Annotated in this window: 21 protein-coding genes and 3 riboswitches; of the genes, 2 read left to right on the top strand and 19 right to left on the bottom strand. The window is 52.9% G+C overall.

Features of this window, described 5'->3' with window-relative positions; translation table 11 throughout:
• The 16 genes from AC0YOB_RS30955 to AC0YOB_RS30880 form a co-directional block, all read right to left on the bottom strand.
• Nucleotides 1–927 carry an ABC transporter permease gene (locus AC0YOB_RS30955; RefSeq protein WP_475796053.1) on the bottom strand — a complete coding sequence of 309 codons (927 nt, stop codon included), beginning with the start codon at nucleotides 925–927 and terminating at the stop codon, nucleotides 1–3.
• Between the two features lie 134 nt (nucleotides 928–1,061).
• Nucleotides 1,062–2,771 carry a peptide ABC transporter substrate-binding protein gene (locus tag AC0YOB_RS30950; protein WP_475796052.1) on the bottom strand — a complete coding sequence of 570 codons (1,710 nt, stop codon included), beginning with the start codon at nucleotides 2,769–2,771 and terminating at the stop codon, nucleotides 1,062–1,064.
• Nucleotides 2,772–3,311: 540 nt separating this feature from the next.
• Nucleotides 3,312–3,572: a hypothetical protein gene (locus AC0YOB_RS30945; RefSeq protein ID WP_475796051.1), complete on the bottom strand. Its 261-nt coding sequence runs from the start codon at nucleotides 3,570–3,572 to the stop codon at nucleotides 3,312–3,314.
• Between the two features lie 147 nt (nucleotides 3,573–3,719).
• Complete coding sequence (locus AC0YOB_RS30940; RefSeq protein ID WP_475796050.1) at nucleotides 3,720–4,394, bottom strand: zinc-binding dehydrogenase; 675 nt, start codon at nucleotides 4,392–4,394, stop codon at nucleotides 3,720–3,722.
• A 216-nt stretch (nucleotides 4,395–4,610) separates the two neighbouring features.
• Entirely contained in the window at nucleotides 4,611–5,498 is an 888-nt protein-coding gene (locus AC0YOB_RS30935) for a carbohydrate ABC transporter permease (protein WP_475796049.1), read from the bottom strand.
• Between the two features lie 17 nt (nucleotides 5,499–5,515).
• A complete protein-coding gene (locus AC0YOB_RS30930) occupies nucleotides 5,516–6,415 on the bottom strand; it encodes an ABC transporter permease (RefSeq protein WP_210044848.1) in 900 nt (299 codons plus the stop codon).
• A 95-nt stretch (nucleotides 6,416–6,510) separates the two neighbouring features.
• The gene (locus AC0YOB_RS30925) at nucleotides 6,511–8,271 is read right to left on the bottom strand and encodes a type 2 periplasmic-binding domain-containing protein (RefSeq protein WP_475796048.1); all 1,761 of its coding nucleotides are present in this window, start codon (nucleotides 8,269–8,271) and stop codon (nucleotides 6,511–6,513) included.
• A 178-nt stretch (nucleotides 8,272–8,449) separates the two neighbouring features.
• A complete protein-coding gene (locus AC0YOB_RS30920; protein WP_475796047.1) occupies nucleotides 8,450–9,883 on the bottom strand; it encodes a helix-turn-helix domain-containing protein in 1,434 nt (477 codons plus the stop codon).
• On the bottom strand, nucleotides 9,880–11,637 hold the full coding sequence (locus AC0YOB_RS30915) for a sensor histidine kinase (RefSeq protein WP_475796046.1): 1,758 nt from the start codon (nucleotides 11,635–11,637) through the stop codon (nucleotides 9,880–9,882). Before AC0YOB_RS30915 ends, AC0YOB_RS30920 begins: the two co-directional genes overlap by 4 nt.
• Nucleotides 11,638–11,946: 309 nt before the next feature.
• Nucleotides 11,947–12,897 carry a magnesium/cobalt transporter CorA gene (gene corA, locus AC0YOB_RS30910; RefSeq protein WP_475796045.1) on the bottom strand — a complete coding sequence of 317 codons (951 nt, stop codon included), beginning with the start codon at nucleotides 12,895–12,897 and terminating at the stop codon, nucleotides 11,947–11,949.
• Between the two features lie 76 nt (nucleotides 12,898–12,973).
• The gene (locus tag AC0YOB_RS30905) at nucleotides 12,974–15,298 is read right to left on the bottom strand and encodes a histidine kinase (protein ID WP_475796044.1); all 2,325 of its coding nucleotides are present in this window, start codon (nucleotides 15,296–15,298) and stop codon (nucleotides 12,974–12,976) included.
• Between the two features lie 120 nt (nucleotides 15,299–15,418).
• The gene (gene kdpC / locus AC0YOB_RS30900) at nucleotides 15,419–16,033 is read right to left on the bottom strand and encodes a potassium-transporting ATPase subunit KdpC (RefSeq protein WP_475796043.1); all 615 of its coding nucleotides are present in this window, start codon (nucleotides 16,031–16,033) and stop codon (nucleotides 15,419–15,421) included.
• 47 nt (nucleotides 16,034–16,080) lie between these two features.
• Nucleotides 16,081–18,114, bottom strand: coding sequence for a potassium-transporting ATPase subunit KdpB (gene kdpB, locus AC0YOB_RS30895; RefSeq protein ID WP_475796042.1), 2,034 nt, complete (start codon nucleotides 18,112–18,114; stop codon nucleotides 16,081–16,083).
• A gap of 21 nt (nucleotides 18,115–18,135) precedes the next feature.
• Nucleotides 18,136–19,815: a potassium-transporting ATPase subunit KdpA gene (gene kdpA, locus AC0YOB_RS30890; protein WP_475796041.1), complete on the bottom strand. Its 1,680-nt coding sequence runs from the start codon at nucleotides 19,813–19,815 to the stop codon at nucleotides 18,136–18,138.
• Nucleotides 19,816–19,855: 40 nt separating this feature from the next.
• Nucleotides 19,856–19,933 carry a K(+)-transporting ATPase subunit F gene (gene kdpF / locus AC0YOB_RS30885; RefSeq protein ID WP_379114309.1) on the bottom strand — a complete coding sequence of 26 codons (78 nt, stop codon included), beginning with the start codon at nucleotides 19,931–19,933 and terminating at the stop codon, nucleotides 19,856–19,858.
• Nucleotides 19,934–20,053: 120 nt separating this feature from the next.
• Nucleotides 20,054–20,464 carry a hypothetical protein gene (locus AC0YOB_RS30880; RefSeq protein ID WP_475796040.1) on the bottom strand — a complete coding sequence of 137 codons (411 nt, stop codon included), beginning with the start codon at nucleotides 20,462–20,464 and terminating at the stop codon, nucleotides 20,054–20,056.
• Between the two features lie 117 nt (nucleotides 20,465–20,581).
• A riboswitch (cyclic di-AMP (ydaO/yuaA leader) is annotated at nucleotides 20,582–20,766 on the bottom strand.
• Nucleotides 20,767–20,858: 92 nt separating this feature from the next.
• Nucleotides 20,859–21,056: riboswitch (cyclic di-AMP (ydaO/yuaA leader) on the bottom strand.
• Nucleotides 21,057–21,455: 399 nt separating this feature from the next.
• Nucleotides 21,456–21,620: riboswitch (cyclic di-AMP (ydaO/yuaA leader) on the top strand.
• A gap of 7 nt (nucleotides 21,621–21,627) precedes the next feature.
• Here AC0YOB_RS30880 and AC0YOB_RS30875 point away from each other — a divergent pair.
• Nucleotides 21,628–22,056, top strand: coding sequence for a hypothetical protein (locus AC0YOB_RS30875; protein ID WP_475771331.1), 429 nt, complete (start codon nucleotides 21,628–21,630; stop codon nucleotides 22,054–22,056).
• A gap of 256 nt (nucleotides 22,057–22,312) precedes the next feature.
• On the opposite strand, the gene AC0YOB_RS30870 is transcribed toward AC0YOB_RS30875, so the two are convergent.
• Together AC0YOB_RS30870 and AC0YOB_RS30865 are read right to left on the bottom strand one after the other, a co-directional pair.
• Entirely contained in the window at nucleotides 22,313–22,843 is a 531-nt protein-coding gene (locus tag AC0YOB_RS30870; protein WP_475796039.1) for a chromate transporter, read from the bottom strand.
• Nucleotides 22,844–22,876: 33 nt separating this feature from the next.
• Nucleotides 22,877–23,512, bottom strand: coding sequence for a chromate transporter (locus AC0YOB_RS30865; RefSeq protein WP_475796038.1), 636 nt, complete (start codon nucleotides 23,510–23,512; stop codon nucleotides 22,877–22,879).
• Between the two features lie 289 nt (nucleotides 23,513–23,801).
• On the opposite strand from AC0YOB_RS30865, the gene AC0YOB_RS30860 reads away from it, so the two are divergent.
• Nucleotides 23,802–25,004, top strand: a complete 1,203-nt coding sequence (locus AC0YOB_RS30860) for an ROK family protein (protein WP_475796037.1) — start codon at nucleotides 23,802–23,804, stop codon at nucleotides 25,002–25,004.
• A gap of 145 nt (nucleotides 25,005–25,149) precedes the next feature.
• On the opposite strand, the gene AC0YOB_RS30855 is transcribed toward AC0YOB_RS30860, so the two are convergent.
• Nucleotides 25,150–26,694: a sulfatase gene (locus AC0YOB_RS30855; RefSeq protein WP_475796036.1), complete on the bottom strand. Its 1,545-nt coding sequence runs from the start codon at nucleotides 26,692–26,694 to the stop codon at nucleotides 25,150–25,152.
• Nucleotides 26,695–26,707 lie beyond the last annotated feature (13 nt).

The following is a 26,707-nucleotide window of genomic DNA, read 5'->3' as shown; positions in this document are numbered from 1 at the left end:
TCACCCTTTCCCTAACCGAATACGCGGATCGACGAAGCCATATGCAATATCAGTAATAAACATAGCCACAACAAGAATAGCCGCATAGAATATGGTCAATCCTGTAATCATCGTGTAATCGTTCGTCAGGATGGCGCTCACAAATTGATAGCCTATCCCCGGAACGGAAAATATCTTCTCCACGACCAGTGTCCCGGTTAATACATTGACGGTAATCGGTCCCAGAATGGTGATAACCGGTAATATCGCATTGCGGATCATATGGGTCCCCACAACGGAAACCGTAGGTATTCCTTTTGCCTTCGCTGTCTTGATATAATCCTGGCCGGCGACTTCGAGCATGGAAGCCCGCATCATCCGCGCCAGTATGGCAATCGTTCCGAGCGACAGGGCCAGAGCCGGTAAAATCCGGTGCTCCGGAGTCGTCCACAAACCAGGCGGAAGCCATTGCAATTTAACCCCTACGAAGTAGGAGAGCAGCGGTCCGATAACAAATGATGGAATGGACACCCCGATAATGGCGATGAACATTGCGGAGTAATCGCCGAGCTTGTTATGTCTGAGCGCGGCAATAACTCCGAGCAGCAGACCGACAATAACAGCAAATATCAGAGACTCCAGACCAAGCTCAAAAGAGGCCGGATAAGCCGACTTGATTACGCTCACAACCGAGCGTGTCGGGAATTGATAGGAAATCCCCAGATCACCTTGAACCACTTGTCCTATATATTTCAAATATTGCTGCCATATCGGTTTATCCAAACCGTATTGTTCAATCAAGATTTGCAAGTTTTCCGGAGTAAGCTTCGCCGTAGCCTCACCAAAGGGATTACCCGGCAGCAGCTTCATCAGGAAAAAAGTGATGGTGACAATAACCCACAGCGTCACAATCATATAAAAGAATCTGCGCAGCACATACTTAAGCATGATGGCCTCCCTCCCGCATTTGAAAGTTTGCAAGCAACATGAAGGAAGCCGTTCAAGTCGTTAACCGTGAACGGCTCCCCATGTTATGAAGTATGATGTTTGTTTCCTGGATGCGTTAAATAACTTCCGCTTGTTTAACCTTCAAAATGGGCCCATTTCAATTCGAAGTCCGGACCGTATGGAGGCAGAATCAGATCTTTCAATTTTGGATTGATGACAAATGGCGACGAACGGAAGTAAAGCGGCATAACTGCTGCTTCGCTCATCAGAATTTTCTCTGCCTGCGCCATTTCATCAGCGCGCTTGGCCAGATCGGTTTGGATCTGAGCGTCTTTGATCAGTTTGTCGTAATCGGCATTCGACCAGTCCTGTGTATTGAGCGAACCGCCGGTCAGGAACATATCAAGCCATGTCATCGGGTCGTTATAGTCAGCGCCCCATAATGTGGAGACGATCGTGTAGTTCTTGCTCAATTCGCGATCCAGACGATTCGCATGCGGCAGCGGTTCAGCCACTACATCGACGCCAAGGTTCGTTTTCCATTGTTGAACAATGTATTCAAGAAGCTTCTTGCCGGTTTCCGTATCGTCACCGATAATGGACAGCTTCGGCAGCGTCGTGCCGGATTCCGCCAAACCTTCTTGAAGCAGGGTTTTAGCTTTGGCCGCATCGAACGCATCGCGCGTGTCGCCGACAACAGCACGGAATTCTTTACCGTTGCCATCCTGATTTCCTGCAGGTACAAAGCCGGTTGCCGGTACGGAACCATTGATCAGTACGAGATCCGTTACGCCTTTAAGATCGACAGCCATGCTGAACGCCTGACGGACTTTAAGATTGGCAAAAGCAGGAACTTTGGTTTGTTGAAAATTGAGGTAGCCGGTAACAAGCTCTTTCTTCATTTGCAGATCCGGTTTGCCGTCATAGGCTTTCATTTGGTCGCCTTTAACGTCCGCGTAGTCTGTCTCGCCGGTTTCGTACAAATTCAGACCGGTATTCGTATCCTTCACGATGTTCAGGGTAACTTTGTCGAGTTTGACATTAGCGGCATCCCAATACTTGTCGTTCTTTTCGAGAACCAGCGATTGCTCGTGATTCCATGAAGTCAGCTTGAACGGACCTGCGCCAAGGACTTTATCGGCATCAGCGCCGCTCTTGTCTCCTTGAGCTTCTACGAACTTCTCATTCTGCGGGTAAAAGTTCAAAAATGCAAGCTGGGCCGTGAAGAACGGAATCGGGTGATCCAGCGTTATAACGAGAGTGGTGTCATCCTTCGCTTGGACGCCGAGCTTTTGCTTGGCCGCCTCAATATCTTCCGGAGTTTTCGCATTCAAGACATCGTTGCCGCCTTTGAGCCATGCGAGCATGAAGGCGTAAGTCGCTTTTGTGTTCGGGTCAAGCGTTCTGCGGTAAGAATATACGAAGTCATTCGCGGTCAGCGGGCTTCCGTCTGCCCAGACAAGGCCGGAACGCAGCTTAATGGTATATGTCAATCCGTCAGCCGAGATTTCCGGCATCGATTCTGCCAGTGCCGGCTGCGGCTGCATGTCTTTATCCAGACGGTACAAACCTTCACTGATGGCTCCAAGGATCGTGAACGTAGCGGCAGCTTCCGCTATCGAAACGTCCAGTGCGGGAGGATCGGCCCGGTAGTTCATGACCAGATCTTTTTTACCTGTACTGCTGTCACTAGGACTATTGGCATTGGTGTTCGTAGTAGTGCCGGGATCGGATGCCGCATTGCCTCCATTGCCCCCGTTGTTACTATTGTTGCCGCATGCCGCCAAAATGGTACCGAGTAGAACTAATGTAATCATTCCTGACAAAAAACCTTTCACCTTCATAAATAAAACCTCCCCATTGATGATTTGTTAAGGATTAACCGCGGTAATTTCCATTTATTTTGGAGAACCTCATCCCAACGTCAGTATTATAACCTATCATTTTGACGATATCTATCATTATTTTTGATTATTAGACGCAGCTATCCCATTCACCAAAAATTGTAAGCGTTTTACGATAAGGATATTATAAAAGAATTTGTAGCATTTGCACAGTAAATGTTCTCGTTTTTAATGCCGTCTACTTATAACATATATATTACATAATGAGGTAATTTGGATGTTATATATTAATCTCCTATATCTATTTATGTGGAAATTAAGGGATTAGGAAAGCGTTATCACCAATTAAAACTTACCACCAACACAAAAAAAGGAACCAGATTTTTATGATTCCTTTTTACCATTACAATTTTCACAATCCCATAAATGGCAATATTTTGTTTATTTTTTTCGACACTTCGTGCTGTTGTGGTTGTTATTATTTCGAAACAACGGGAAATATAACCTCTAATGAAGTCTGCGCGAGGCTCCAATTGCCGCCTATTCCTCGAAACTCAGCACGACTTGAAGATTTTTCTCCGTCTGCCTGTCCAGCATGGCATAAGCGTCTGCCGCTTCGCTGAACGGCATGATCCGGGTGATGAGCCCCTCCAGCTCCAAATCGCCTTGGCCGGCCAGCCGGAAAATAGTCTGCTCCATCCGAGTGCGGTTCCTGCGGTTGCCAAGCTCGGGAGCTACCGCATTAATCTGCGAGCACACGATCTGGATGCGGTTGTGACGGAACTCCTCACCGAGGTACAACCCTTCCGCCTGTCCCTGATAGGAAGCCCGCCGCTACAACGCGTCCGTTATATACCGCAGAACGGACAGCCTGATGCTGCGCATGCGGGGAGCCGGATACTTCGATATAACGGCATCGGCGCCGCGGCCCCCTGTGAGCGCCCTGATTTAACTTGCGGCATCACAGGTCCCGCTGTTGATCGTATGGTGGGCGCCCAGATCCTTTGATTTGGCCAGACGATAATCATCCAGATCGACCGCGATAACTGTTGCACCGCTTCTTCTGGCCAGCTGGGCGGCCAATTGTCCGGGAACGCCCTGTCCGAATACCGCCACCGTCTCACCGACATGAAGAAGGGTATCCAGTACGGCATTCAATGCAATGCAGCCCATCTGCGAAAATATGCCCACGATCGGCTTGAGACCCTGAGCAAGGCGATGCCCGCGGGCAAACGACTCCGTGACAATATGCGAGCAGCGGTGTCCCCAGATACCGTAAATGAGATCGCCGGCCTTTACCTCCTGAAAATCGGACGATGCTTCGGCGACCTCGCCGGCTTCCTCATAGGACCAGCCGCCGACAACAGGATAGAACGTGCTGCCCGGCTGCCTTTTCTCGAACAGCTGCAGTTCCCTGTTCCAAATGCCGCCGACCATCGGGTTCGTCCCCCGATAGGCGGTCAGCTGTGTGCCTGCGCTGATTCCAGAGTATAGCGTCCGCAGTCTGAGCTCTCCCGGCCCAAGCGGCCTCTCGTCATACTCCTCGATGCGGACGGAGCGTTCCCGGTCGAATACCAGTACCTTCCCCGCTGCTGCAGCCTCCTTCGCTGATTGACGGCGCAAAACTAACGATTCTGTTTCATCTTTATGAAGATTTGGCGAATTTCGAGTGGAAAAGCTGTTGCCCTGTCATCTTTGTTTGCAAGGCAGGCCATACTGCCGACCAGTCATGGAAGAATTAATGACAAAACCCGAAATATATTCGAATTCTAAATTTTAGCTTTGTATAACAAACGGGCAGGTTCGGATTCAAACTTGTCATGAACTATACAATCCGCGCTATTCCTTCACCGAGCCCAGTGTAATCCCATGAATAAAGAACCGCTGCAGAAAGGGATAAATAAACAGAATCGGCAGCATCGTAAGCGAGATCTTCGCCGCATTCAGCGTCTGGTTCGAGACCTCCGAGAGCACTCCGCCCTCTCCAATATCCTGCGGTCTTGTCGGATCAATCGTGACGACGATCTGCTGCAGATAGGTCTGCAGCGGCATCAGATGGGGATCGTTGATGAAGACGATCGCCTGAAAATACTCGTTCCAGGTGTTGACGATCGTAAACAGCGATATCGTTGCCAGCACCGGCAGCGACAAGGGAAAATAAATATGCGTCAGCTTCACCCAAGGGCCCGCACCGTCGATATTCGAGCAGTCGTCGAGCTCCTTGGGCAGATTCCGCCAGAAGTTGAACACCAGGAGAATGTTGCCGAAGTTAAACAGGTATGGCAGGATCAAAATCCAGAAATTATCGAGCAGACCAAGGTTCTTGGCGTTCATATATCCCGGAATAATGCCTCCGTTAAAGCTGCTGACAATGAGCAGAATCCACAGATATATATTCCGCATGCGAAAATCTCTTGTCTCCCGAGAGAACGGAAAGGCGGCCAGATACGTCACCACCGTTCCCAGGATAAGCGTCAACGCAATCCGCTCCAGCGACACCCACAGCGAGATGAAGAACTGCTTGTCATCAAGCACTCTGGCATATGCATTGAACGACAGCCCTTTGGGCAGCACGGTAATCGTGCCGCTCCCGGCTACTGCCGGATTGCTGAAGGACACGGCGACGGTATGCAGAATCGGAAACAGCGTGATAAGCGAGATCAGGACAAGGATCGCGATGTTGAACCCGTCAAACAGCCGTGAACCGAACGTTTTGGAATGAATCATGCGCTGTCCTCCTTGGGCTAAAAGATCCGGTAATTGGCGAACCGGTAGGCGAGCGTATACGTCAGGGCGATCAGGGAAAGCCCCATCAGGCTGTTGACCAGGCCAACCGCCGTGCCGATCTCGTACTGTGCCCCAACCAGGCCGTTGCGGAATACCCAGGTTTCAATCACGTCGGCGGTATCGTATACGATAACATTGTACAGGTTGTAAATTTGATCGAAGCCGGCATACAGAATGCCGTTCAAGCTTAAGGTCGCCAGCAAAGCGATGATGATGGCGATTCCCGGGATGGAGATATGCCAGATCTTCTGAAAACGGCCGGCGCCGTCCATTTCCGCAGCCTCGTACAAGGCCGGGTTGATGCTCGTTAAAGCGGCCAAATAAATGATCGTGGAGAAGCCCAGCTCCTTCCACATATTGGACAGGATAATGATCGGACGGAACCAGAAGTTGCTGCCCAGGTACATGATGGGCTCGATATGAAACACCGTCTCCAGCATATAGTTGATGATGCCGTGCGTGGAGAAAATATCGCGGAAGATGCCCGCCAGAATGACCCAGGACAGGAAATGAGGCAGATAGGTGATCGTCTGCACGGAACGCTTGAACCATTTCACCCGGAGCTCGTTCAGCATAAGCGCCAGCATAATGGGCAGCACCAGCAGCGTGACCAGCTTGCCGACCGAGATCAGCAGCGTGTTTCGGAGCACACGCCAGATTTCCGGATTTTGCACCAGAAACTTGTAATGCTCCAGTCCCGCCCATGGCGAGCCGAGCACGCCCTTGGTCGGGATGAAGTGCTTGAATGCCAGCACGATGCCATAGATAGGCAGCACGTTGAACAGGATGAATACAGCAAATACCGGAAGCAGCATGATGTGATAATGGAACTGATCATTCTTGAAGAGTTTGGTCATTCTTTTCACGCTCCGCCTGCGGCGAATCGGACTCCGACGGCGCCAAGCCAGAATCCCGGCCTGGCACCCCCAACATCCGGATCGCCCTATATTCGTTAGCTGCCGCTTTCCTGGGCGGCCGATTCGTTCACCTCTTGGGTAATCTGGTCGCCGCCCTGCGATTTCCACTCCTTGACGAAGGTATCGAAGTAGGAGATGGGCTCTTTATTCATGATGATCTTCGTGTACGCAGTGAGCTGCTTGTCGATCAGCGAGCCCATCTTGGCGTCGTAGGTCGGCGTCGTGCCGCTGAAGCCGTTCCATTGAATGTCCAGGTCCGAGTGTGCGATGGCCGACAGCGCCGACATCCAGTTGATATAGTCCTTGTATTTGCCGGGGTCCTTCCGCGGGTTATCGTGATTGGGCTTGAGCGAATTTTCAAAAATTTGCCGCTCCCCGACCGATAAGTCGTCCACGGTCGCTTTCCCGGCGAAAATATCCTCGAACAGCTTTACGCTTCGCAGCGTCGTATCGAGATAGGAGATTCCGAAGTTCGGAATGATCGTCGGCGCATCGACCTTATCGGTACCGAACTGCGTGTTAAGCTCATTGCGCCGGTCGGTCGTCTCCGGATATTTCGAGTGGCTTAGGGCTGTCGAGAAATTCAGGATTTTGACCGCCGCCTCCGGATTCTTGAAGCCTTTCTTGACGACCAGAAACTGGTCGGTCGGGAAATTCATGACGGCGTGGATTTTATTGTCGGTCGTGAGCGTATAGGCTTTCCAGTCGGCTTTGGGGTCGTTGTCGATGTTGAAGGTGAGCGGGAAGCTGCCGTTCCACCAGGATCCCAGCTGCATGCCCGACCTGCCCGATGTGATGAATTCGGCGGCTTTGTTGCCGTCGCTCAGCGCGAATTCAGGATCGATCATCCCTTCCTTGTACATATCGGCCAATACCTGCAGCGCCTGCTTGTTCTGCTCTTGAATGCCGCCCCATATGAGCTGTCCGCTGCTGTCCTTCACCCAGCTCTTGGGATAGGCGCTGTACGCATTGAATATAGGGATGGCCACTGTGAAGCCCGGGTCCATGAATTGATTCTGCAGGGAAAGCCCGATCGTATCGGCTTTGCCGTTGCCGTCGGGATCCTTCTCCTTGAACGCCCTGGCGACCGTGACCAGGTCATCAATGGTCCGGGGCGCCTGCAGGCTCAGCTTATCCAGCCAGTCCTGGCGGACCCACAGGATCTGGACGTTGGCATAGGTGTCGCCCTGCGAAGGCAGGCCGTACATTTTGCCATCGAAGGTGGCGTAATCCAGCGCTTTGTTGTCAAAGGTCTGATAGTAGTCCTTCACTTCGTCAGATGCGTATTGGCTGTACACCGCTGTCAAATCCTCGACCATGTCCGCATCGACCAGCTTCTTGAGCATGCTGCGGGCGGACTGCTTGTTGTCGGTGGAACGCAGAAGGAAGATATCGGGGAGATCATTGCTCGCGAACATCAGATTGTATTTCTGGTTATACTGGTCGCCTGCGGGCGCGCTCCACTTGACGACCGGCTTGATGTTCAGCTTCTCCAGCCAAAAATCGCTGTTCCAGTTCGCCTCATAAGAGCTGCCGGGGATAAAGGACTTCTCGGTCTCCGGGTTGCGGTCGTAGATGACGCTGATTTCAAGCGTTTCCGGGTATTTGCCGAACGGATCGGCCTTCTCCTCCGGCGCGGACGCCGGATCGGCGGTTGCCGCCGCCGGGCTGCTGTTGTCCGGCTCCGGCGTGCTGCTGCTGCTGTTTCCGCCGCTTCCGTTGTTTGAATTGGAGCATGCGGACAGGATGAATACGGCGGACATCATGACCGCAAGACCCATGCGAAGCTTTTTCATGCCTACCCCTTCTTTCACCAAATATTGACGATCGCTTCAGAAAGCAAGACCCGACTCTTTCGGCCACGGTTTTATCGTCCATAGAAAGTGTACAATGGAAACGCTCTCAACAATCAGGGAAGACCGTTTTCAGGCATAGCGAAAACCGTTGCAAGCTGATAACTGCACCAGACGATTTTCACACCGGCTCCGAACAGGATTCTACGGCCGCATTCCGAAGAGCGAGGCAGCGGAACCGGTATTCCGATGGCAGAAGACCGGCATGCTCCCTGAAAACCCGGCTGAAGTACCTCTCATCCTGGAAACCCGATTGCTCCGCGATCCAATAGATCGGATGCTCCGTGGTGGCAAGCATTCTCTGTGCCGTGCATATACTGAGCGCCTTCACATATTCGTTAAACGACATGCCGAAGATATCCTTGAATACCTGGCTGAAATAGCTTCGGCTTAAGCCCACAAGCCGGGCGACCTCGCCTTGGGACAGCCCCTCCTTCAAATGCAGGCGGATCATGTCCAGCGACTTCAGCGCGCTCGTATATACCTCTTTGGAGTAACGCAGCGCATGATACCGCCGCTGCAGACACTCCCGGGCGAGCCGCAGCTCCCCGGTCCACCGGTCCCAGGAAAAGGCTGCGGGCTCGTACGCCGGCAATCCATTCGTCTGCAGGGCTCCGTGCGCGGGCATGCCCGCAGCCTGCAGGCTGTCGCTCAGCCGCCAGCCAAGCAAAGAGGCATCCGTCATGGCAGTCAGCTCCCCGACAGGCGGCTCGCACTGCGCAACAAGCTCCAGCCACTCCCCGAATAGCTCCTCTCCGAAAATCCACCCGCAGCTGTGCCAGCTTTTTCGGATCTCGGCCATGACGGCGGCAGCCGGCTGCCTGCCGGAATGCAGGCGCTTTAATTCCACAAGCGATACGGTAATGGTTCCGGCGTCCGGCGACCACCGGTACGGGAACGAATGCCGCCTGTAGCCGCTCAGCAATTCATCGACAATCCGGCTGTCTTCATTCCAATGGTCGGTTACATGCACGGCAGCCCATCCTGCCGACGCCGCTTCCGCGGTTATTTTCCCAAGCAATAAATCGCCCGTCTCAGGCATGAACCAGGTGTCCGCTTCGAGCCTGGTCAAGCCGGGTCCGCTCTCCAGCCGCAGACGCTCAGGCAGGTTCAGGGCCGTCTCCGCTATCCGGATCAGGAGCAGGCCGGGGGCAGGATGGCGCGGCTCCTGCTTGCGCTCGGACATTCGTTCATTGATGCGGTAGAGCGACTGTTCAAGCTCTGCCGTATCCAGGCGCGTCTTCACAATGTAATCCAGCGCCCCCAGCCGGAGCGCTTCCTGGACGAATTCAAAATCGCGGTGGCAGGTCAATACGACGGAGGATAGCGACGGATAGAGCAGCTTGGCTTCATGCAGCAGCTCCAGACCCGACTTGACGGGCATCGTCAGATCGGTAATGAGCAGATCCACCTCATGATCGCGCAGGAACTCAAGCGCCGCTTCCCCATTGTCCGCCTCCCCGATAATCTGTATGCCGAATTTCTCCCAAGGCAGCGAGTATACAAAGCCCTGGCGGACAAAATACTCATCTTCAACAAAAAGCGTCCTGATCATTCGTTATCCCCTCCGATTTCCAGCGGCAGCCGAATGGTCATCGTTGTCCCGGAGCCCGCTTCGCTGACGACCTCCAGTCGATACGGCTCGCCATAATAGGTGTGAATCGTATTCTGGACAAATTGCAGGCCGATGCCCAGACCCACTTTTCGGGTCACATCGTCCGGCTTGCCGAACAGCTGATTCAGCTGTTCGGGAGACATCCCTTCGCCGTTGTCCCGGATCTGCACGCAGAAGATGCCGCTGCCTTCGCGTCTGATCCGCACCACAACGAAGCCGTCCTTGTTCCGGAATCCGTGATAAAGCGAGTTCTCAACCAGGGGCTGGAGCAGAAAGCGGGGGAACGGAAGCTCCAGCACATCGTCGTCGACCTCGTATTCCACGCAAAACGAATGCTGATAGCGGATTTGCTGCAGACGGACATAATCGCCCAGCGCCTTGAGCTCCTGCCGGATGGTGACGATCTTCCCTTCCTTGCCCAGATTGTAATCCAGCACTTCAATGAAATAAGAAACCAGCTCGAAAATGTCGCGCTGATTGTTCATTTTGGCCATCCACTGTACGGTGTTAAGCGTATTATGTATAAAATGAGGATTGATCTGGTACATCAGCTTCTCAACCTCCAGCTTCCGCTTGTTGCGCTCTCTCTCCCCGATCTCAGTCAACAGAATGACAATTTCGCTTTTCATATAGCCGAAAGTGCCAAGCAGCTCGTCGAACTCCAAAACTCCCGTATAGCGGACCGGCTCGTTGAAACGGGTTGCCGCCGTATGCTGCAAATACCGGTTGAGCCGGATAAGCGGACGGTAGATGGTCCGCCAGATGAGCCATGCGAGAAATAGACTGGCGCCGATGGACAGTATGCCGACCGCCACAAACCGGATGATCCATTCGTTCGTCTCACGGAAGAACTCGTTCTTCGCGACCGCCGTAATGAGCGTCCAGCCATGCGCCCCCTGCGAGGTGAACAGCACATAATCGCCCTGCTTGTAATACGAACGGCCGTCGACCTTGCGGGGCTGGACCGATGCCTGCAGCGGAAATGCTTTCTCCTCCTCGCTGTAAACAGTCTTCCCGTCCCGGTTGAGCAGGATATGCTTGATCGGCAGTCCGTACGGCAGGCTGCTCAGCCGGTCCTGAAATACCTTGAAATTGGTCTCGATATAGACGGCAATCCGTTTCTCCCCGGCAGTGCCGCCTCCGACCGTCCGCAGCACGGAGAGCACCCGGTTGTCGCTGTACGGATACAGCGTGCGGTGCGGCCCCAGAAATTCAAGGCCTGCATAGGGCGTTGCGATATGGGGAAACTGACGGATATGCAGGTCAGGGTTTACATTCATATTGGAAAAAAGAAAGGTATCGTCGTCCGGGAGGAAATACGTCATCAGTCCGAGATCGGGATTGGTATAATTGACGATCGTGGTGAATTTATATACATCCTTCTCGATCGCTCCCCGTTCAAGAGGATCCGACTGGCTGATAAATGCGTTGTAATGGTTCCGGATATCCCCGAACAGCGCCAGCTGCTGCGAGGCATAGTCGAGATTGCTCAGGGTAATGTCGAGGTTTTGCTTCTCCTGCTCCAGATTGCTCTGCACGCCCTTCTCCAGCTTGTTGGCCAGAAGGTTGTATATTGTATAATAGGAAATGCCGCCAATGAGCGAAACGGGGATAAACGAAGCGAGCAGCAAAACAATAATCAATCGGGATTTGAGAGAATGCGGGAGCGGTATTCCGGTGCGGATTGGTTTCATGGGTAAGCTCCTCCTTTTGAATGCGGAAGAACGAAGCAGCAAAACTAAACCAATTGTAACACAGGAGAGGATTATTCAGGGATAAAAATGAAAACGCTTTTAAACGCCAATGCGGGCATTGGATCAAGCCATTGCAGAAGCTTCCATCAGCCCTTTCTGACATTCCTTATCTTCTGTTAGTTATCCCGTATCCCTGGTCTCGCTGCAAGAGCTTCGAAGGAGCTGCGGCAGCTCTTGCGGCCGTTCCGTCATGCAGCAAGGGCTGCCAATCGCTGGCAGCCCTTGTCTGTTTTCTGTCAAATAAAAACGCTAATCAAACCATCTCTTAAACCGGAACCACAGATACATGCCAACACCAATGCCGAGCATAATAAGAAGAACCATATAATAGCCCCAATGCCAGGCAAGCTCGGGCATCCTCTGAAAATTCATCCCGTAAACCCCCGCAATAAAGGTCAAGGGCATGAATATCGTCGTAATGACCGTTAAAGTTTTCATAATGGTATTCATACGGTAAGAATTTATCGAAACATAGCTGTCCCGTATATCAGCCGTCAGTTCCCGATTGGCTTCAATCGTTTCAGAGAGCTTGAGAAGATGATCGTAGATGTCGGTGAAATAGACGATCCGCTCCTTCAGGCCTTCGATTCTTTCCGAATTGATGACCCGGTAGAGCAGCTCTGTCATCGGAACAATCGTTTTTCGAATTTTCAGAAGCTTGGCTCTGATTTCGAAGATTTCATTCATCAGCATATGAAGGGGAACATTCTTCCCTCTTATTTCAATCTCGTTCAATTGATCTTCGATCCGGTAAAGACTCGGGAAATATTCGTCCACCAGTTTGTCTATGATGAAATAGGCCAGGTACACATTGCCTTTCTCACGGAGCCTCTGATGTTCAGCCATCCGCTGGAACACCTCGTCCATTTCCTTCAACGGCCTGGAATGAAAGGTCACGATGAAATTGCTGCCCCAGAACATATCGATCTCTTCCGCGGCCAGTGTGTCCGGATTCATGGCATGCAGCACAAAAAAATGAATGTCATCGTAATGATCCAGCTTAGGCCGCTGCAGCCAGTGATGGCAATCCTCAATAGCAAGCGGATGAAAATGAAAGTGCTGCTGCAGGAGCTGCGCTTCTTCCTCTGAGGGCGCATTGAAATCCACCCAGTACCATCGTATATCGGCATGATTCAGATCATCTAATGACGGTTGATGGAGAATCTCATGTTCGTCGTTAACAGCCATTATCCTGATCACAGTGTATCTCCCCCTTAGCCAGGCAAAAAACAAAAATCCATCCGGATTAAGGAGGGATTTCTGCTGTACAATACGTTCACTCCTTAATTGACGGATCAAAATCCGCAACGATCAGCATATCCATATGGCGGGCGGTGCGGAGCAGATAATGAACTACCGTTTCCTTAAACAGCGTGTACCAGAGCGGCCTGCGGGATTGCCCGATTATCAGCTGCGTGGCGTGCACTTCATTCATTCTTTGCAGCAAGGCCCTGCGTATGCTCTTGCGGCTGTCCGCCTCGGCTACCTGCATGTTCCCGCCCAGCCGCTCGCAAAGTTGGCGCAGCGTATCGAGCCGCTTCTGCTCCTCCTCCGTCTTCACCGTACCATGATGCACATAATGCACATGCCATTCCGCCTTCAGCCGGTGGGCAATCCGGAATCCGCGCCGGATCAGCCGCTCGGAGCGGCTGCCCGTGTCCACGCAGACGAAGATCACCTCGCGTCTGCGCCAATGCCCCCGCAGCGAGGTATTGCGGTCCCACGCCTCCAGGCGCTCGTCCACATCATCGGCGATTTCACGCAGAGCGAGCTCGCGCAGGGCGATCAGATTGCCGATTTTAAAAAACGATCCCAGCGCCTGATCCACCTTCTCCAGCGCATAGATTTTCCCGTCCCGCATCCGGCTCTGCAGCATCTGCGGCGTGACGTCGATGAGCTCGACCTCGTCCGCCATCTTCAGAATGGCATCCGGCACAGTCTCCCTGACACGCACGCCGGTCAGCTGCAGAACGGCATCGTTCAAGCTTTCCAGATGCTGAACATTCACAGTGGATATAACGGAAATTCCGCTTTCCAGCAGCCGGATGACATCCTCGTATCTTTTCTTGAAGGGACTGCCGGGCACATTCGTATGCGCCAGCTCGTCGACCAGCACCACCTCAGGACGAAGCGAGATGATCGTCTCCGTGTCCATCTCCTCCAGCTGCGCCGCCTGATAGCTGGTCTTCGCGCGGGGAATAACCGGCAGCCCGCCCACCTGGTCAGCCGTATCCTTGCGTCCGTGGGTCTCGAGCAGGCCGATGACGGCATCGATGCCCTTGCTGCGGAGAATATTGCCCTCCTGCAGCATTTTATAGGTCTTGCCGACACCCGGGGCAGCCCCGATGTACACCTTAAATGTACCGCGCCGGATCGTCTCGATTTTCTCCTCGATTTCCCTTGAGCTGAGCCGGCGGAACGAGTCCTCTCCTCCGGCCGGATTGGGCTTGACGGGCAGAATGCGCTCGCCCTCATGCTCCGCCCGGTCCGCCATGAGAAATACATCGATGTTCCTCGTCCTTCTCAGCACTCTGTTTACAATCGAGCCCTGCCACCGCTCCTGCCAGCGGTTCTTCCTGGAATGGCCCATGACGATCCGGGTCACATTGTGCTGTGTGGCGTAACGCACAAGCTCGGTCGGAAGCTTGCGCAGATGCGGCAGAGGCAGCTCCTCGAATTTGGCCCCGACCTTCTCCACCAGCTTCTGGATCGAAAGCTTGAACGCCTGCTGGTTGCGGCTTAGCTTCTGCCGGGGCAGAACAAACGTGACCACCACCAGATCCCCGTTCAACCGCTTGGCGACCTGCTGTCCCCTGCGCACGTAGAGCGACCCGTTCCAGTGATACTGCGCGGAGACAAGAATCCGTTCCGCCGCGCCGGAGGGACCGATAAGCCCCTGCTCCTCCCGGTGCTTCTCCAGCGATTCGTTGACGCCCTCGGCCATCAGCCTGAGCGAAATCTCGCGGAGCACGCCGAGATTTCCGCGGCGGGACAAGGCGGGGTGCGTACTGTCTCCCAATACCCCCTCGTCAATCCGCTTCAGTATCGTCTCCGGCGAAACATCGATCAACCGGACTTCGTCCGCCAATTCAAGAGTATTCGAGGGCACAGTATCTTCAGCCTTGATGCCTGTCATCTTGAAGACATATTCGTCTTCACCGGCAAGCTCATAAACATTAATCGTGGTAATAATGCTGATCCCGTGGTCCATCAGAAATTGAATATCCTCGAGCCGGGTCTTGAAGCGGGCGTCTTCACGGTTGCGGTGGGCAAGACCGTCGACGAGCAGAACCTCCGGATTCCGGGCAAGCAAAACATCCAGCGGCAGGTCCTTCTGCTCCTTGCCAGCCCGCTGCCAATGTATGCTTGGTACGCGTTCCAGCTCCAGCGCCTGCTGGACGGTTTCCGACCGCTGCATCGTCGATACCGCACAAATGACCACATCGATCCCCTGCTGCTTCAGAAGCTTGCCTTCCCGAAGCATATGATAGGTTTTGCCGGATCCGCTGACCGCGCCGATAATAATCTTCAAGCGTCCCCGGTGCAGCCTGGAGATAGAATGCAGGATTTCTTCCGGTGTCTTGCGTCTGAACTGAGTCACGTTTCCTCCCCCTCCCGCAGCTAATCATCGATTTGCTTATACGCCTATTATGCCGTTGATTCTGCCGAAAAAGAAACCGCCCCGCCCGCGGAATGCCGTGCGGACAGGGTACGGTTACTCTTATTTCTTCAGCTCCGACAAAGCCAGATTGAGCTTCAGCACATTGATCCGCTTGTCGCCGAATACGCCCAAGTCCCGGTTTTGCGTATGCTCATCGACCAATGCCTCCAGCTCCTGAGCGGAAATGCCGGTCAGCTTGCTGATTCTGGGAATCTGCACCAGGGCCGATTGCGGGGTAATGTCCGGATCAAGACCGGAGCCCGAATTGGTCACCAGGGCAAGCGGCAGCTGAGCAAGCGGCACGTCAGGATTATCTTTTTGCCACTGCTCGATCGAAGCCTTCGTCCGCGCCAGCAGATCCGGATTGGATGGCGCATAGTTGTTGGTGCCGGAAGCCTCCGCTTTATACTCGATGCTGGATACGCGTCCCTGAAAATAGCTCAGATCCGTAAAGTTCTGCCCGATCAATTCGGAGCCGACTACATTACCGCCTTTATCCTTCAGCAGACTCCCGTTCGCCTGGGAGGGAAACAGCAGCTGCGCCAGCCCCGTGCTGACAAGAGGATATGCAATTCCGCACAGTACGATGAACAGCACGCCGGCCCGCAGGGCAATCCCGAAAACCGATCCTCCGGACTGCTTGTCATTCCCGCTATCCGTAAGTGGTGTACTCATGGTACGATTCCTTCTTTCCATTTGAGTTTATTTCCTTGCGCCGTTCGTCAGATCCATACATGAACGATCAAATCAATCAATTTAATACCGATGAACGGAGCAATTATTCCGCCCAATCCATAGATGAACAGGTTGCGGCTGAGCAGACGCGAAGCGCTCATCGGACGGTAAGCGACGCCTTTCATGGCCAGCGGGATGAGCAGCGGGATGATGATCGCATTGAAGATCAGGGCCGACAATACCGCCGACAGCGGCGAACCCAGCCGCATCACGTTCAAAGCATCCATCTCCGGGATGGCCAGCATGAACATCGCCGGAATGATTGCGAAATATTTGGCAACGTCATTGGCAATACTGAACGTAGTCAATGCTCCGCGGGTCATCAGCAGCTGCTTCCCGATTGCCACCACTTCGATAATCTTCGAAGGGTCGGAGTCGAGATCGACCATATTTGCCGCTTCCTTGGCGGCTGTCGTGCCGCTGTTCATCGCAAGTCCGACATCCGCCTGCGCAAGTGCCGGAGCGTCATTCGTGCCGTCGCCTGTCATGGCAACCAGCTTGCCTTCGGCCTGCTCGCGGCGGATAACGGCAATCTTGTCTTCAGGCGTACTCTCGGCGATGAAATCGTCGACGCCCGCTTCTCTGGCAATCGTAGCCGCCGTCAAGGGGTTATCCCCCGTACACATGATCGTCCTGATGCCCATTGCCCGAAGCTGGTCGAAGCGTTCCCGCATACCGGGCTTCACGGTATCCTTCAAATAAATCAATCCGAAAATCTCTTTGTCTACCGCTACGGCCAGCGGCGTACCGCCCTCGGAAGAGATCCGGTCCGCCTGCGTACCCAGATCCGCCGGAATAGCGCCTCCCTGGGCCAGCACCCATTTACGGATTGCGTCGACTGCGCCTTTGCGCACGATGCGGCCATCCTTCAGATCGATGCCGCTCATCCGGGTTTCCGCTTTGAATTCCACAAAGCTTCCGCCTTCGCCAAGCGCGGAATCGTACGTTTTGCCATTCTTCTTCATCCATTCCAGTACGGAGCGCCCTTCCGGCGTTTCGTCCTGTACAGAGGTGATCGCCGCCCAGGCAGCCGTCTCGTTCACATTCGCCTTGCCCACCGGGACGATTTCGCTGGCCATCCGGTTTCCGAACGTGATCGTTCCTGTTTTATCCAAAATCATCGTATTGATGTCACCCGCGGCCTCCACTGCTTTACCGGACATCGCCAGTACATTAAACTGCGTGACCCTGTCCATGCCGGCGATGCCGATCGCCGACAGCAGTCCCCCGATTGTCGTCGGTATGAGACAGACAAGCAAAGCGATGAGAACCGGAATTTCCAGATCGACATCCACGTAGGAAGCAATCGGTCCAAGCGTTACGACGACAATCAGAAAAATAAGCGTCAAGCTGATCAGCAGCGTATTCAAGGCAATTTCATTCGGCGTTTTCTGCCGCTTCGCCCCTTCGACGAGCGCGATCATCCGGTCGATGAACGTCTCGCCGGGATCGCTTGTGATCCGGGCCTTGATGCGGTCGCTGACAACCCTTGTTCCACCGGTGACGGAATTGAAGTCGCCGCCGGCCTCCTTGATGACGGGCGCGGATTCGCCTGTAATCGCGGATTCGTCGACAGATGCAAGACCCTCGATGACTTCGCCGTCACCGGGAATCATCTCCCCCTGCGAGACAATGACGATATCCCCTTTGCGAAGCTCGGTGGAAGGAACGACTTTGATGCCGCCGCCTACGACCTTGTTGGCCATAATTTCCTGCTTCGTTTTCTTGAGCGAATCCGCCTGCGCCTTGCCCCGGCCCTCAGCCAAAGCCTCTGCGAAGTTGGCGAACAGCACCGTGAACAGCAGGATGACAAACACGGTCAAATTGAAGCCGATGCGGTCCCTTGAGTCGAAGTATCCCGGGAATATCGTCATCAGCAGCACGATGACGGTGCCGACTTCAACGACAAACATGACAGGATTCTTGATCATGGCTGCGGGATTCAGCTTGATTATGCTGGCTTTTAGCGCCTGGGCGACAAGATCGCCAGAAAACATGCTTTTTTTACGATTTCCATTCATTCTCGGCTCACCCCATTTCCTTTAACGAATTGTCAAATACTCGGCGATCGGGCCCATAACGATGACTGGCAGGAAGGTCAGCGCGCCAATCAGAATGACAGTCCCGATCAATAAGAATGTGAACAGCGCATTGTCCGTACGGAACGTACCGATCGTCTCCGGCACCCATTGCTTGCGGGTCAGCGACCCGGCAACGGCCAGCAGCGCAATCATCGAAATATACCTTCCGAAGAACATGACAAGGCCCGTGGTAATATTCCAGAACGGCGTATTATCGGCGAGTCCCTCAAATCCGGAGCCGTTGTTAGCCGCGGACGAGGTGTATTCATACAGCACCTGCGAGATGCCGTGGAAGCCAGGATTCGTAATGGCCCCTTTTCCCAGATCGGTCAGGAAGGCAATGGCCGTCGGTGCAAGAATGATAAACGGATGCGCCAGAATAGCGATCGCGATCAGCTTCATCTCCCGCGGTTCAATCTTCCTGCCGAGAAACTCGGGCGTTCGCCCGACCATCAGACCGCAGATGAATACGGCAAGAATGGCATACATCAGCATATTGACCAGCCCTACGCCTTTACCGCCGAATACGACGTTAAGCATCATCTCTGCAAGCGGTACAAGACCGCCTATCGGCGTGAGCGTATCGTGCATGTTATTGACCGATCCCGTTGTCGCCGCCGTCGTAACCGCTGTGAACAGGGACGACTGGGCAATCCCGAAGCGTACTTCTTTACCTTCCATGCTGCCCTGCGAAGCATCAATGCCAAGCCCGTTCATGACAGGGTTCCCGCTTTTCTCAGCCGAATAGACGACAGAGAGGAATACAAGGAACAGGATCATCATGGCCGAGAAAATAACCCAGCCCTGCTTGCGGCTTTTTGCGAACCTGCCGTACATGAAAGGCAGCGCCGCAGCCAGCACCCACATCGACAAAATCTCGATGACATTCGTAAGTGGTCTCGGGTTCTCGAACGGATGCGCCGAGTTGACGCCGAAGAACCCGCCTCCGTTGGTGCCCAGATGCTTGATCGATTCCAATGAAGCTACAGGTCCGATTGCGATCTGCTGCGTCGCGCCTTCCAGAGTCGTTACGGACAAGGTGGGATCAAGCGTCTGCGGCACCTGCAGGCCGACCAGCACCAGGGTGACGATAATCGCCAGCGGGAAAAAGACCCGCGTGTGCGCTTTGACGAAGTCCTCGAAGAAGTTGCCTACCGTTTTGCCTTTGCTTGTGATTCCCCTCACGAATGCGACTGCAACCGAGAAGCCGGTCGCCGCCGACGTGAACATCATCATCATGATGACCGCCATTTGCGTGAAATACGACAGGCCGCTTTCACCGCTGTAATGCTGCAGGTTCGTATTGGTCATGAAGCTGATTATCGTATTCAGGATGAGCGTGGGCTCCATATCGCCGATTCCGTTCGGATTTAGCGGCAGCCCGCTTTGCACCCGCAGCAGCACATAGCTGATGGCTACGAATATGAAGTTGATGGTAACGAAGCTGATGGCGTACTTCTTCCAGCTCATCCCTGCCCTGTTCTTCAGCCCCATGATCATATAAATCACTTTCTCCACCGGACCGAACACCTTGTCTGTGCGGTTAGGTTCATTCGAGAATACATGATACAAATAATTCCCGAGCGGTTTGGCGATCAGCATCAGAACGCCGATCACAATAATAATTTGCAATATGTCCATAGCCGTTCCTCCTTGGGGCTTAATCGACTCTCAAGCTCATTTAAAATTTCTCCGGATGAAGCAGGGCATACACCAGGTAGATCAGCAGCGCGCCTGTAAAAATCAAAACCAGCGTCATAAGCGTTCTCCCTCCGTCTCATCGATCGATTTGTCGCACCAGACCAAGAATCCGGCGATAACAAGGAAAGAGGCGATCAAAGTCAAAATCATCCATACATCCAACATAACAGCACTCCCTTTATGGTTGATCATTCAGGCGGCTGAGCAAGAACCCGACATCTCCGGATTGCGTGCGCACAATATAGGCAGCGCCGAGCTTTTTATAAATAACCTCGGGATGCCATACCGTCGTAATAACGGTAATCTCCTGGCAGGACCAGTTGGCCATGAGCTGCAGATACTGACAGCTGAGCGGCAGGCTCGACTCAAAAATATAAACGCGTCCGATCGAAAATAGGGGAGCCGCTCCCGCTTTGCTGCGGGTCGTGTTCACACGTATAATTTCATTAACGCCCATTTCCCGCAGCAGCTTTTCTTCCCTCCTATTATTCGTGAGGGCAACCACAGGCTGCTGTTTGTAGAGCAGCAGCCGTACGAATTTTCTCCCTGCCTCAGTCGATGCAGCCACCAATATGGGCCGTTGTTCCATACGTTTCTCCTCCAAATTCAAGGGAAGAAGGCAACAAAAAAGAAGCCTTAGGAAAAGAGTAACCTTTACCTGCGGCTTCTTTGACCATGACAAACGTCCTGATCGCTCGCGATAAGTGTTGCCTCTCCCGGTACGCTTACGAGGTTAGCTGTCGGATTCGGGCATGAGAGTAGCCCTACGCCCGGCATTTTGGAATGCCGGATGATTCACCCCGTGACCGTCGCTTTCGTCCCGATGGACAAGGACGGTCGTTGGTTCCCCCGTTACTGCAGCTGCTGCGCAATATTCAGCGAATGAAACAAATTCAAGATTTATACAAAAATCTATACAACAAAAAACCGCAGAGGCACGTGACGCTCTGCGGTCGAATTTAATCGATCACTTCGTTCACCATTCCTCTCTCCACCTGCGCTTACGAGGTTAGCTGTCGGATTCGGGCGGTGAGAGTCGCCCTACATTGCATGAGTTTCATGACACTCCTGCAACGATTCACCCCTGCGCTGTACGATCCGACTCTCACATCGGATACCAACAACGCTTCTATGGTTCCCCCGCTTTCCACCCGAAGGCGGAAACTCAGCGATCAAAAAAATGGATATATGCTGTTGAGCACGATATGAATCATACTCCCAGCCGTACGGCGTGTAAAGCATGTCCAGAACAGCTATGGGCACAAATAACGCCGCTGGACATATTTTCAAGCGCTTTCAGAGGATCAATGCTTCTTTATGCTCTGTATATCGCGGTATTTCGCTGTTTTTCTTTATCTCCGCTTAAAATGAAACCAGGCCCTTCGGGAGCATATATGAAGAATGGAGCAGCGTATTAGCAACATGAAGAGGGAACGAGTAATTGCGCAAAATGACTGGTTTTAGCCGCTTATTTTCACTTTAAATGAAAAATATGGCGTTATGAAGTGTTTATCAGGCTGCGGATCGTTTTACAGAAGAAAAGGAACGGAATATGATAAATGGCAAGCCTGATTACGGCTATCATTTATTCGCTGAGTGCTTCCAAAGGAAGCAGCGGGGGAACCATGTGAGCGTCTGGGACTTCTGGCGTTCAAGGGGTGAATCCGGATGCCTAACGGCTCTGGCAGGGCGGCTCTCTCGTCCGAATCCGACAGCTAACCTCGTAAGCGAAAAAAGGGAGAGAATTTAAAGATGTCTGTTCAAACCGTTGACCCACTGCCCAAAGCTGACCCGCTGCCTGAACCGGAACTCCGCCTGCAGATTGTTCAAGTCAAAAGGATGGAGCTGTTTATTGTGGCCCTCAATGAAAACAAAATGACCCGTTATCAGGTCATCCTGTTTCTGACCACAAACGCCGGACAAGCATGGAGCGATATGGTGCTGGAAAATTGGCAAAAGCCCGCGGACTGGATTACATGGTCCAACCGTTTCCGGGACATTCTGGATTCCAGGGAGCCTCATAATCTCGGTTGGTTACTGCAGCATTATCATGAAGATACCATTCAAAGTGTACTGGTCTCCTCAGCTCTGGAGCAGTTGAAAAGCAATCCCGGTCATAATCAGTCAGCGATAAAAACCGTATTGTTTGACCGTGCATCTTCTTATATTAGTTTGTTCTAGCATTCAAACCTCTTTTTATATTGTAGGGAAGCCCGGAGAGTTTCTGTGCTCTTCGGGCTTATTTTGTATGCTCTAAAGTCAGATCCGGAGGTGTGGATCGTGCTGCTTGTCGATCAAGCCATCCAGAATAACGTGTACAAAAACACATAATTATGGCGTACAGCAGCATAATAAATCGTATTAATAACTCCCGTGCGGATAAAATCAAAAAAAAGCATCGTCCGCCCTAACAAGCAGCAGCGATACTTTAATTGAATTAGAACAATATAATCCCGGCGGCTCCGGCAGCCATGATGACCATAATGGGATGGAGTTTGTATTTCAGCAGGAGGTATAAGCATCCGGCGCAGATCAGGAGCGTGCAGACCGTTACCCAGGTGAAGCCCGTCTCGCCGTCCGGAAACCCGAAATGGATGGCGGCGAATACTATCAATCCCGTAATGACGGGCCGTAATCCGTAAAATGAGGATTTTACCCATTGATTATGCTGCAGCCGGAAGAAAAAAGCCGCCATCAGCACAACCACGGTGAGAGACGGAAGCACCATCCCCAAAGTGGAGGCGGCGGCTCCCAGAATGCCTGCTGATTTGTAGCCGATCAAGGTGGCCGCGTTGGTAGCAATCGGACCAGGCGCCATGCCCGCCAGCGACACAGCCTGCTGAAAATCGCCGCCCGTCATCCACTGATGAGCCGATACCTCGAACTGAATCATGGGGATCACCGCGTAACCGCCGCCGAAGGAAACCAGACCTATTTTCAAAAATGTGATAAACAGCCCCCAAATCATTCCTTCATCCCTCCCTTCTAAACCATGCCGCTCTTAGATGTAATATTCAAGGTAAACCGGCTCCGGCTTCTGAGCTTCCGAGGACGTTTTCTCCGTATTCGTCTTAAGCCCCATCAATCTCTTCACCTGTATAAGCACAATCCCTCCCAGCAGTCCGCAAACAATGATATACAAGGGATTGATATTCGCAAACAGAAACATAAGTGCGGCAATCGATACGAATGCCGTCGCAGCGTCAAAAACGGATGTTTTGAGCATTCTGTAGGCGGCCATGAGGATGAGCGCGACGACGGCGCCATGTATCCCCTTCAAAGCCGCCTCGACCTTCGGATTATCGTTAAAATATAAATAGAACAGGCTGAGTACAATAACGATCAAAAAAGTAGGGAACGTCACGCCCATAACGGCCGCAACCGCTCCCGGGAAGCCGGCCTTCCGAAAGCCCACGAAAGCCGCCGCGTTGACGCCGACCCCGCCCGGAGCAGAACCGGCAAGGGATATCATATCGGTCATGTCCGCCTTGCCGATCCACTTCTTCCTTCCGACAATCTCACGCTCAATGACCGGCATCATGGCATAACCGCCACCGAAAGTCGATGGTCCAATCCGAAAAAATACCCAAAACAGCTGTAGGAGGATTCCCAGTCGTTCTTTCCAAGCCTGCGCCATTGTTTTACCCTCTTTCAATCACTTTTCTCTATTTTATCACATTTATTTCATTTTGGATTTATCTAATCGGTAAATGGGTTATAAATTCATTTTATAGCTAATTAAAGGTTTATTTAATAGGTATTTCTTAGCTTCAATTTGTCCAATTCCGATTATTCACCTTCATTTAATTCAATATGGGTTAAAGTTAGGCGGGCGAATTGGGCTGCGATAGCGGAAGGCATTCTATTCGGGTATAATCAGAATTATATATTTACGATTATAATACTTGTGTAAGTAGGGATTAACGATGAAGAACAAACCCGAGAGAGCTGTTCCTTCGCATAAAAAGCTTATTTACACCGAGGTGGCCGAGCAGGGGACCGTTTCCAAGGCGGATTTATTAACGTCGAGCAAGCTTACAAGCAGCACGTTAACACGTTTATTGGATGATATGGTGGCGGAAGGGCTGATTCAGGAAACCGGACGGGGTCCCTCCAATGGCGGAAGGCGGCCCATTCTTTATCAGATCAGACCGGATTACGGCTATATTTTCGGGCTGGATATTTCCAGGATCTCCTCGACACTCGGCTTATTCGACATGCAGATGAACCCGAAGTCGCTCGTCCGCTGGCGGATGGATGAGGCCATGACACCGGAGAGAACGGTCGAATACGTGGCCCGTCTCATGCAGGATATCATGAGGGATCACCAGATCGGGCCCAATCAAATCCTTGGCATGGGCATCGGGGCTGTCGGGCCCCTGGACCGGACTAACGGCATGATTCTAAGCCCGCTTTATTTTCCGGCCAGAGGCTGGACCCAGGTTCCGATCTGCCGGATGTTCGAACAGGCAGCCGGGATCAGGAGCACGCTTGAGAACGGGGCGAATATGGCCCTGGTTGGCGAGCAGTGGTCGATGCGCCGTGAGAACTTCCAGCATGCTCTTTATATCCACGCCGGCGTGAGCCTGCGTTCGGCTATGATGTCTTATGGCCGGATCGTCCATGGAACAGTCGATATGGAAGGATCGATCGGGCAAATGATTATTCAAACGGACGGGCCCAGACTTCATTCTTCAGGAAATTATGGGGCTCTTGAAGCATTGGCCTCCGTGCAGGCTCTGGAGAAGCAAGCCAGAGCCCGGGCGAAAATGGGCGATGATGCGCTCCTCCAGCAATACCGGATCACACCTGAACAGCTAAACTTCGATATCCTGGTGCAGGCCTTGTCATCCGACAACCCTTCCGTCCGGGAAATGTTCCACCAATCCGCCGTTTATTTTGGCGTGGGACTTGCCAATCTGATTAATATTTTTCTTCCGGAGCAGGTCATCCTGGGCGGAGCGCTGATTAATTCCAACCCCATGTATTATCAGACCGCGACGGAGATTGCCAGGCAAAACACGTATAATTATCCAGCGTATGAGCCACGGTTCTCGAAAGGCCAGCTGAAGGAGGATGCGGTTGTTACCGGGGCCGCCCTGATCGTAAGAAACAGTATGGAGCTGTAAGGATCAGTAAGCAAAACGAAAGGCCCCAAGAATAGTTCCCCGGGCCTTTCAGCATTTTTTTAAATGGGCTGTCCGGTTAGTCCGGCAAGCAATTCTTTTCCATGATGGCTTTTGAGCACTTTCCCCGGCCGCCAGCCCAGCTCCTTTATGTTGTTCCTCCAGTTTCTGCGTCCTGCCGTCTTCTCCGCTCTTTCTCCCGGATTACTTCCTCTGCTGTAACGATTCCGTCCAATGGTATCCCTAACCGTTCAAACTGCTCAGGCGGTGCGTCATTGTCCCTCATCAGTCCGGCCAGCAATCCAATCATTCGCGCTTCTACCTCCGGATCGTCCATAACCGTCTCCTGCTTCGGGTCTTGAGTCAGATCAAACAATAGATCTCCATATTGGTAAGGATTGACGAATGTATGGCCCGGAATTTTCATCACTTTACACTCCTTGGTAAAGGAGAACGGCGCGCGAAGCTCCAGACCTTCGAATTCCCCGGGAGCAAACATCCGCTTCATATGGGTCGGCATCAGCGTATACTCGTACAGCGGCCGGTTGCCGGCATCCTTCGGCCCTCTCATATACACATACCGCCCGTCCGTGCAATTGACATGGCCGCCATGGATCCCGAACAATGCCGCTTCCCGGATTGCATTGCCCTGAACGACTGCCTCATTGATCGGCCTCCCCTGCATGTCCGCCGGCAGGTCGGCGCTGAAGAAGTCAAGCAGCGTCGCAGGCAGATCGATCGTCTGCACCAGCGCATCGGAACACCTGTTATGTTGTCTGCTTCTGGGGTCCCACAAGAACAGCGGAATATTCACGATTTCGTTATAGAACGGTTGAATATTTTTCCCCCACCACTGATGCTCCCCGAGCAGGAAGCCATGGTCCGTATTGACGATCAGCAGCGTATCTTCCCATAGATGGAGACGGTCGAACGTGTCCAGCACCCTGCCCAGATGCGCATCGCACATGCTGACCAGCGCGGCATACTCGAAGATAGCGTGCTGTACCTCCTCCGGCTGCTCCTTGACCCTCCCATAATCCGGCCAGTCAAAATGCTTGCCGATCGGGGAGTGGGGATACAAATCCTTGTACTTCTGCTGCGTAAAATAAGGCTCATGCGGATCGAACGCTTCGATTTGCAGGAACCAGCGGTCCTGATCGTGATTCCGCTCCATGAACTCGATGCCCCGGTCGACCGTAACCGCGAGCGGCTGCTTCTCTTCGGCATCCAGATACTGGCGGTTGACCCAGTCCTGCCGCCATAAATCGCCGGTCCGCCCGCTCAGGCTCTCCGGTATTTCCGGATTCTTCACATGCCCTTTCCAGGGGTCTCCCTCCTGCCCCCGCGCATACTCCCAGGTGTTATAACGGGTATGGTAGGTGGCGCCTCCATCCTCAAAATAATGCGTATGGTCGGTTGTGAGATGGGTATATACCCCGCTCTTCCTCAAGCACTCGATCATCGAATCATCGAAAGGCTCAAGCGGTCCCCAGCTTCTGTGCAGGAAGCTGCAGCGGCCTGTCTGCAAATCCCTTCTTGCCGGCATACACGGAAGACTTCCCGAGTAGCACCGGTCGAACGTAACGGAGTGCTCGGCCAGTCTTTGGAAATTCGGCGTATGAACCCAATCGCATCCATACGGGGCCAGCATATGCCGGTTCAATGAGTCAAACATCAACATGACGGCTTTCATATCAGGAATGCCT

It is taken from the genome of Paenibacillus sp. JT31N17 (genome assembly GCF_056269255.1).
The sequence above is the reverse complement of the archived record's forward strand: the minus strand, read 5'-3'. Positions and strand labels throughout refer to the sequence as shown.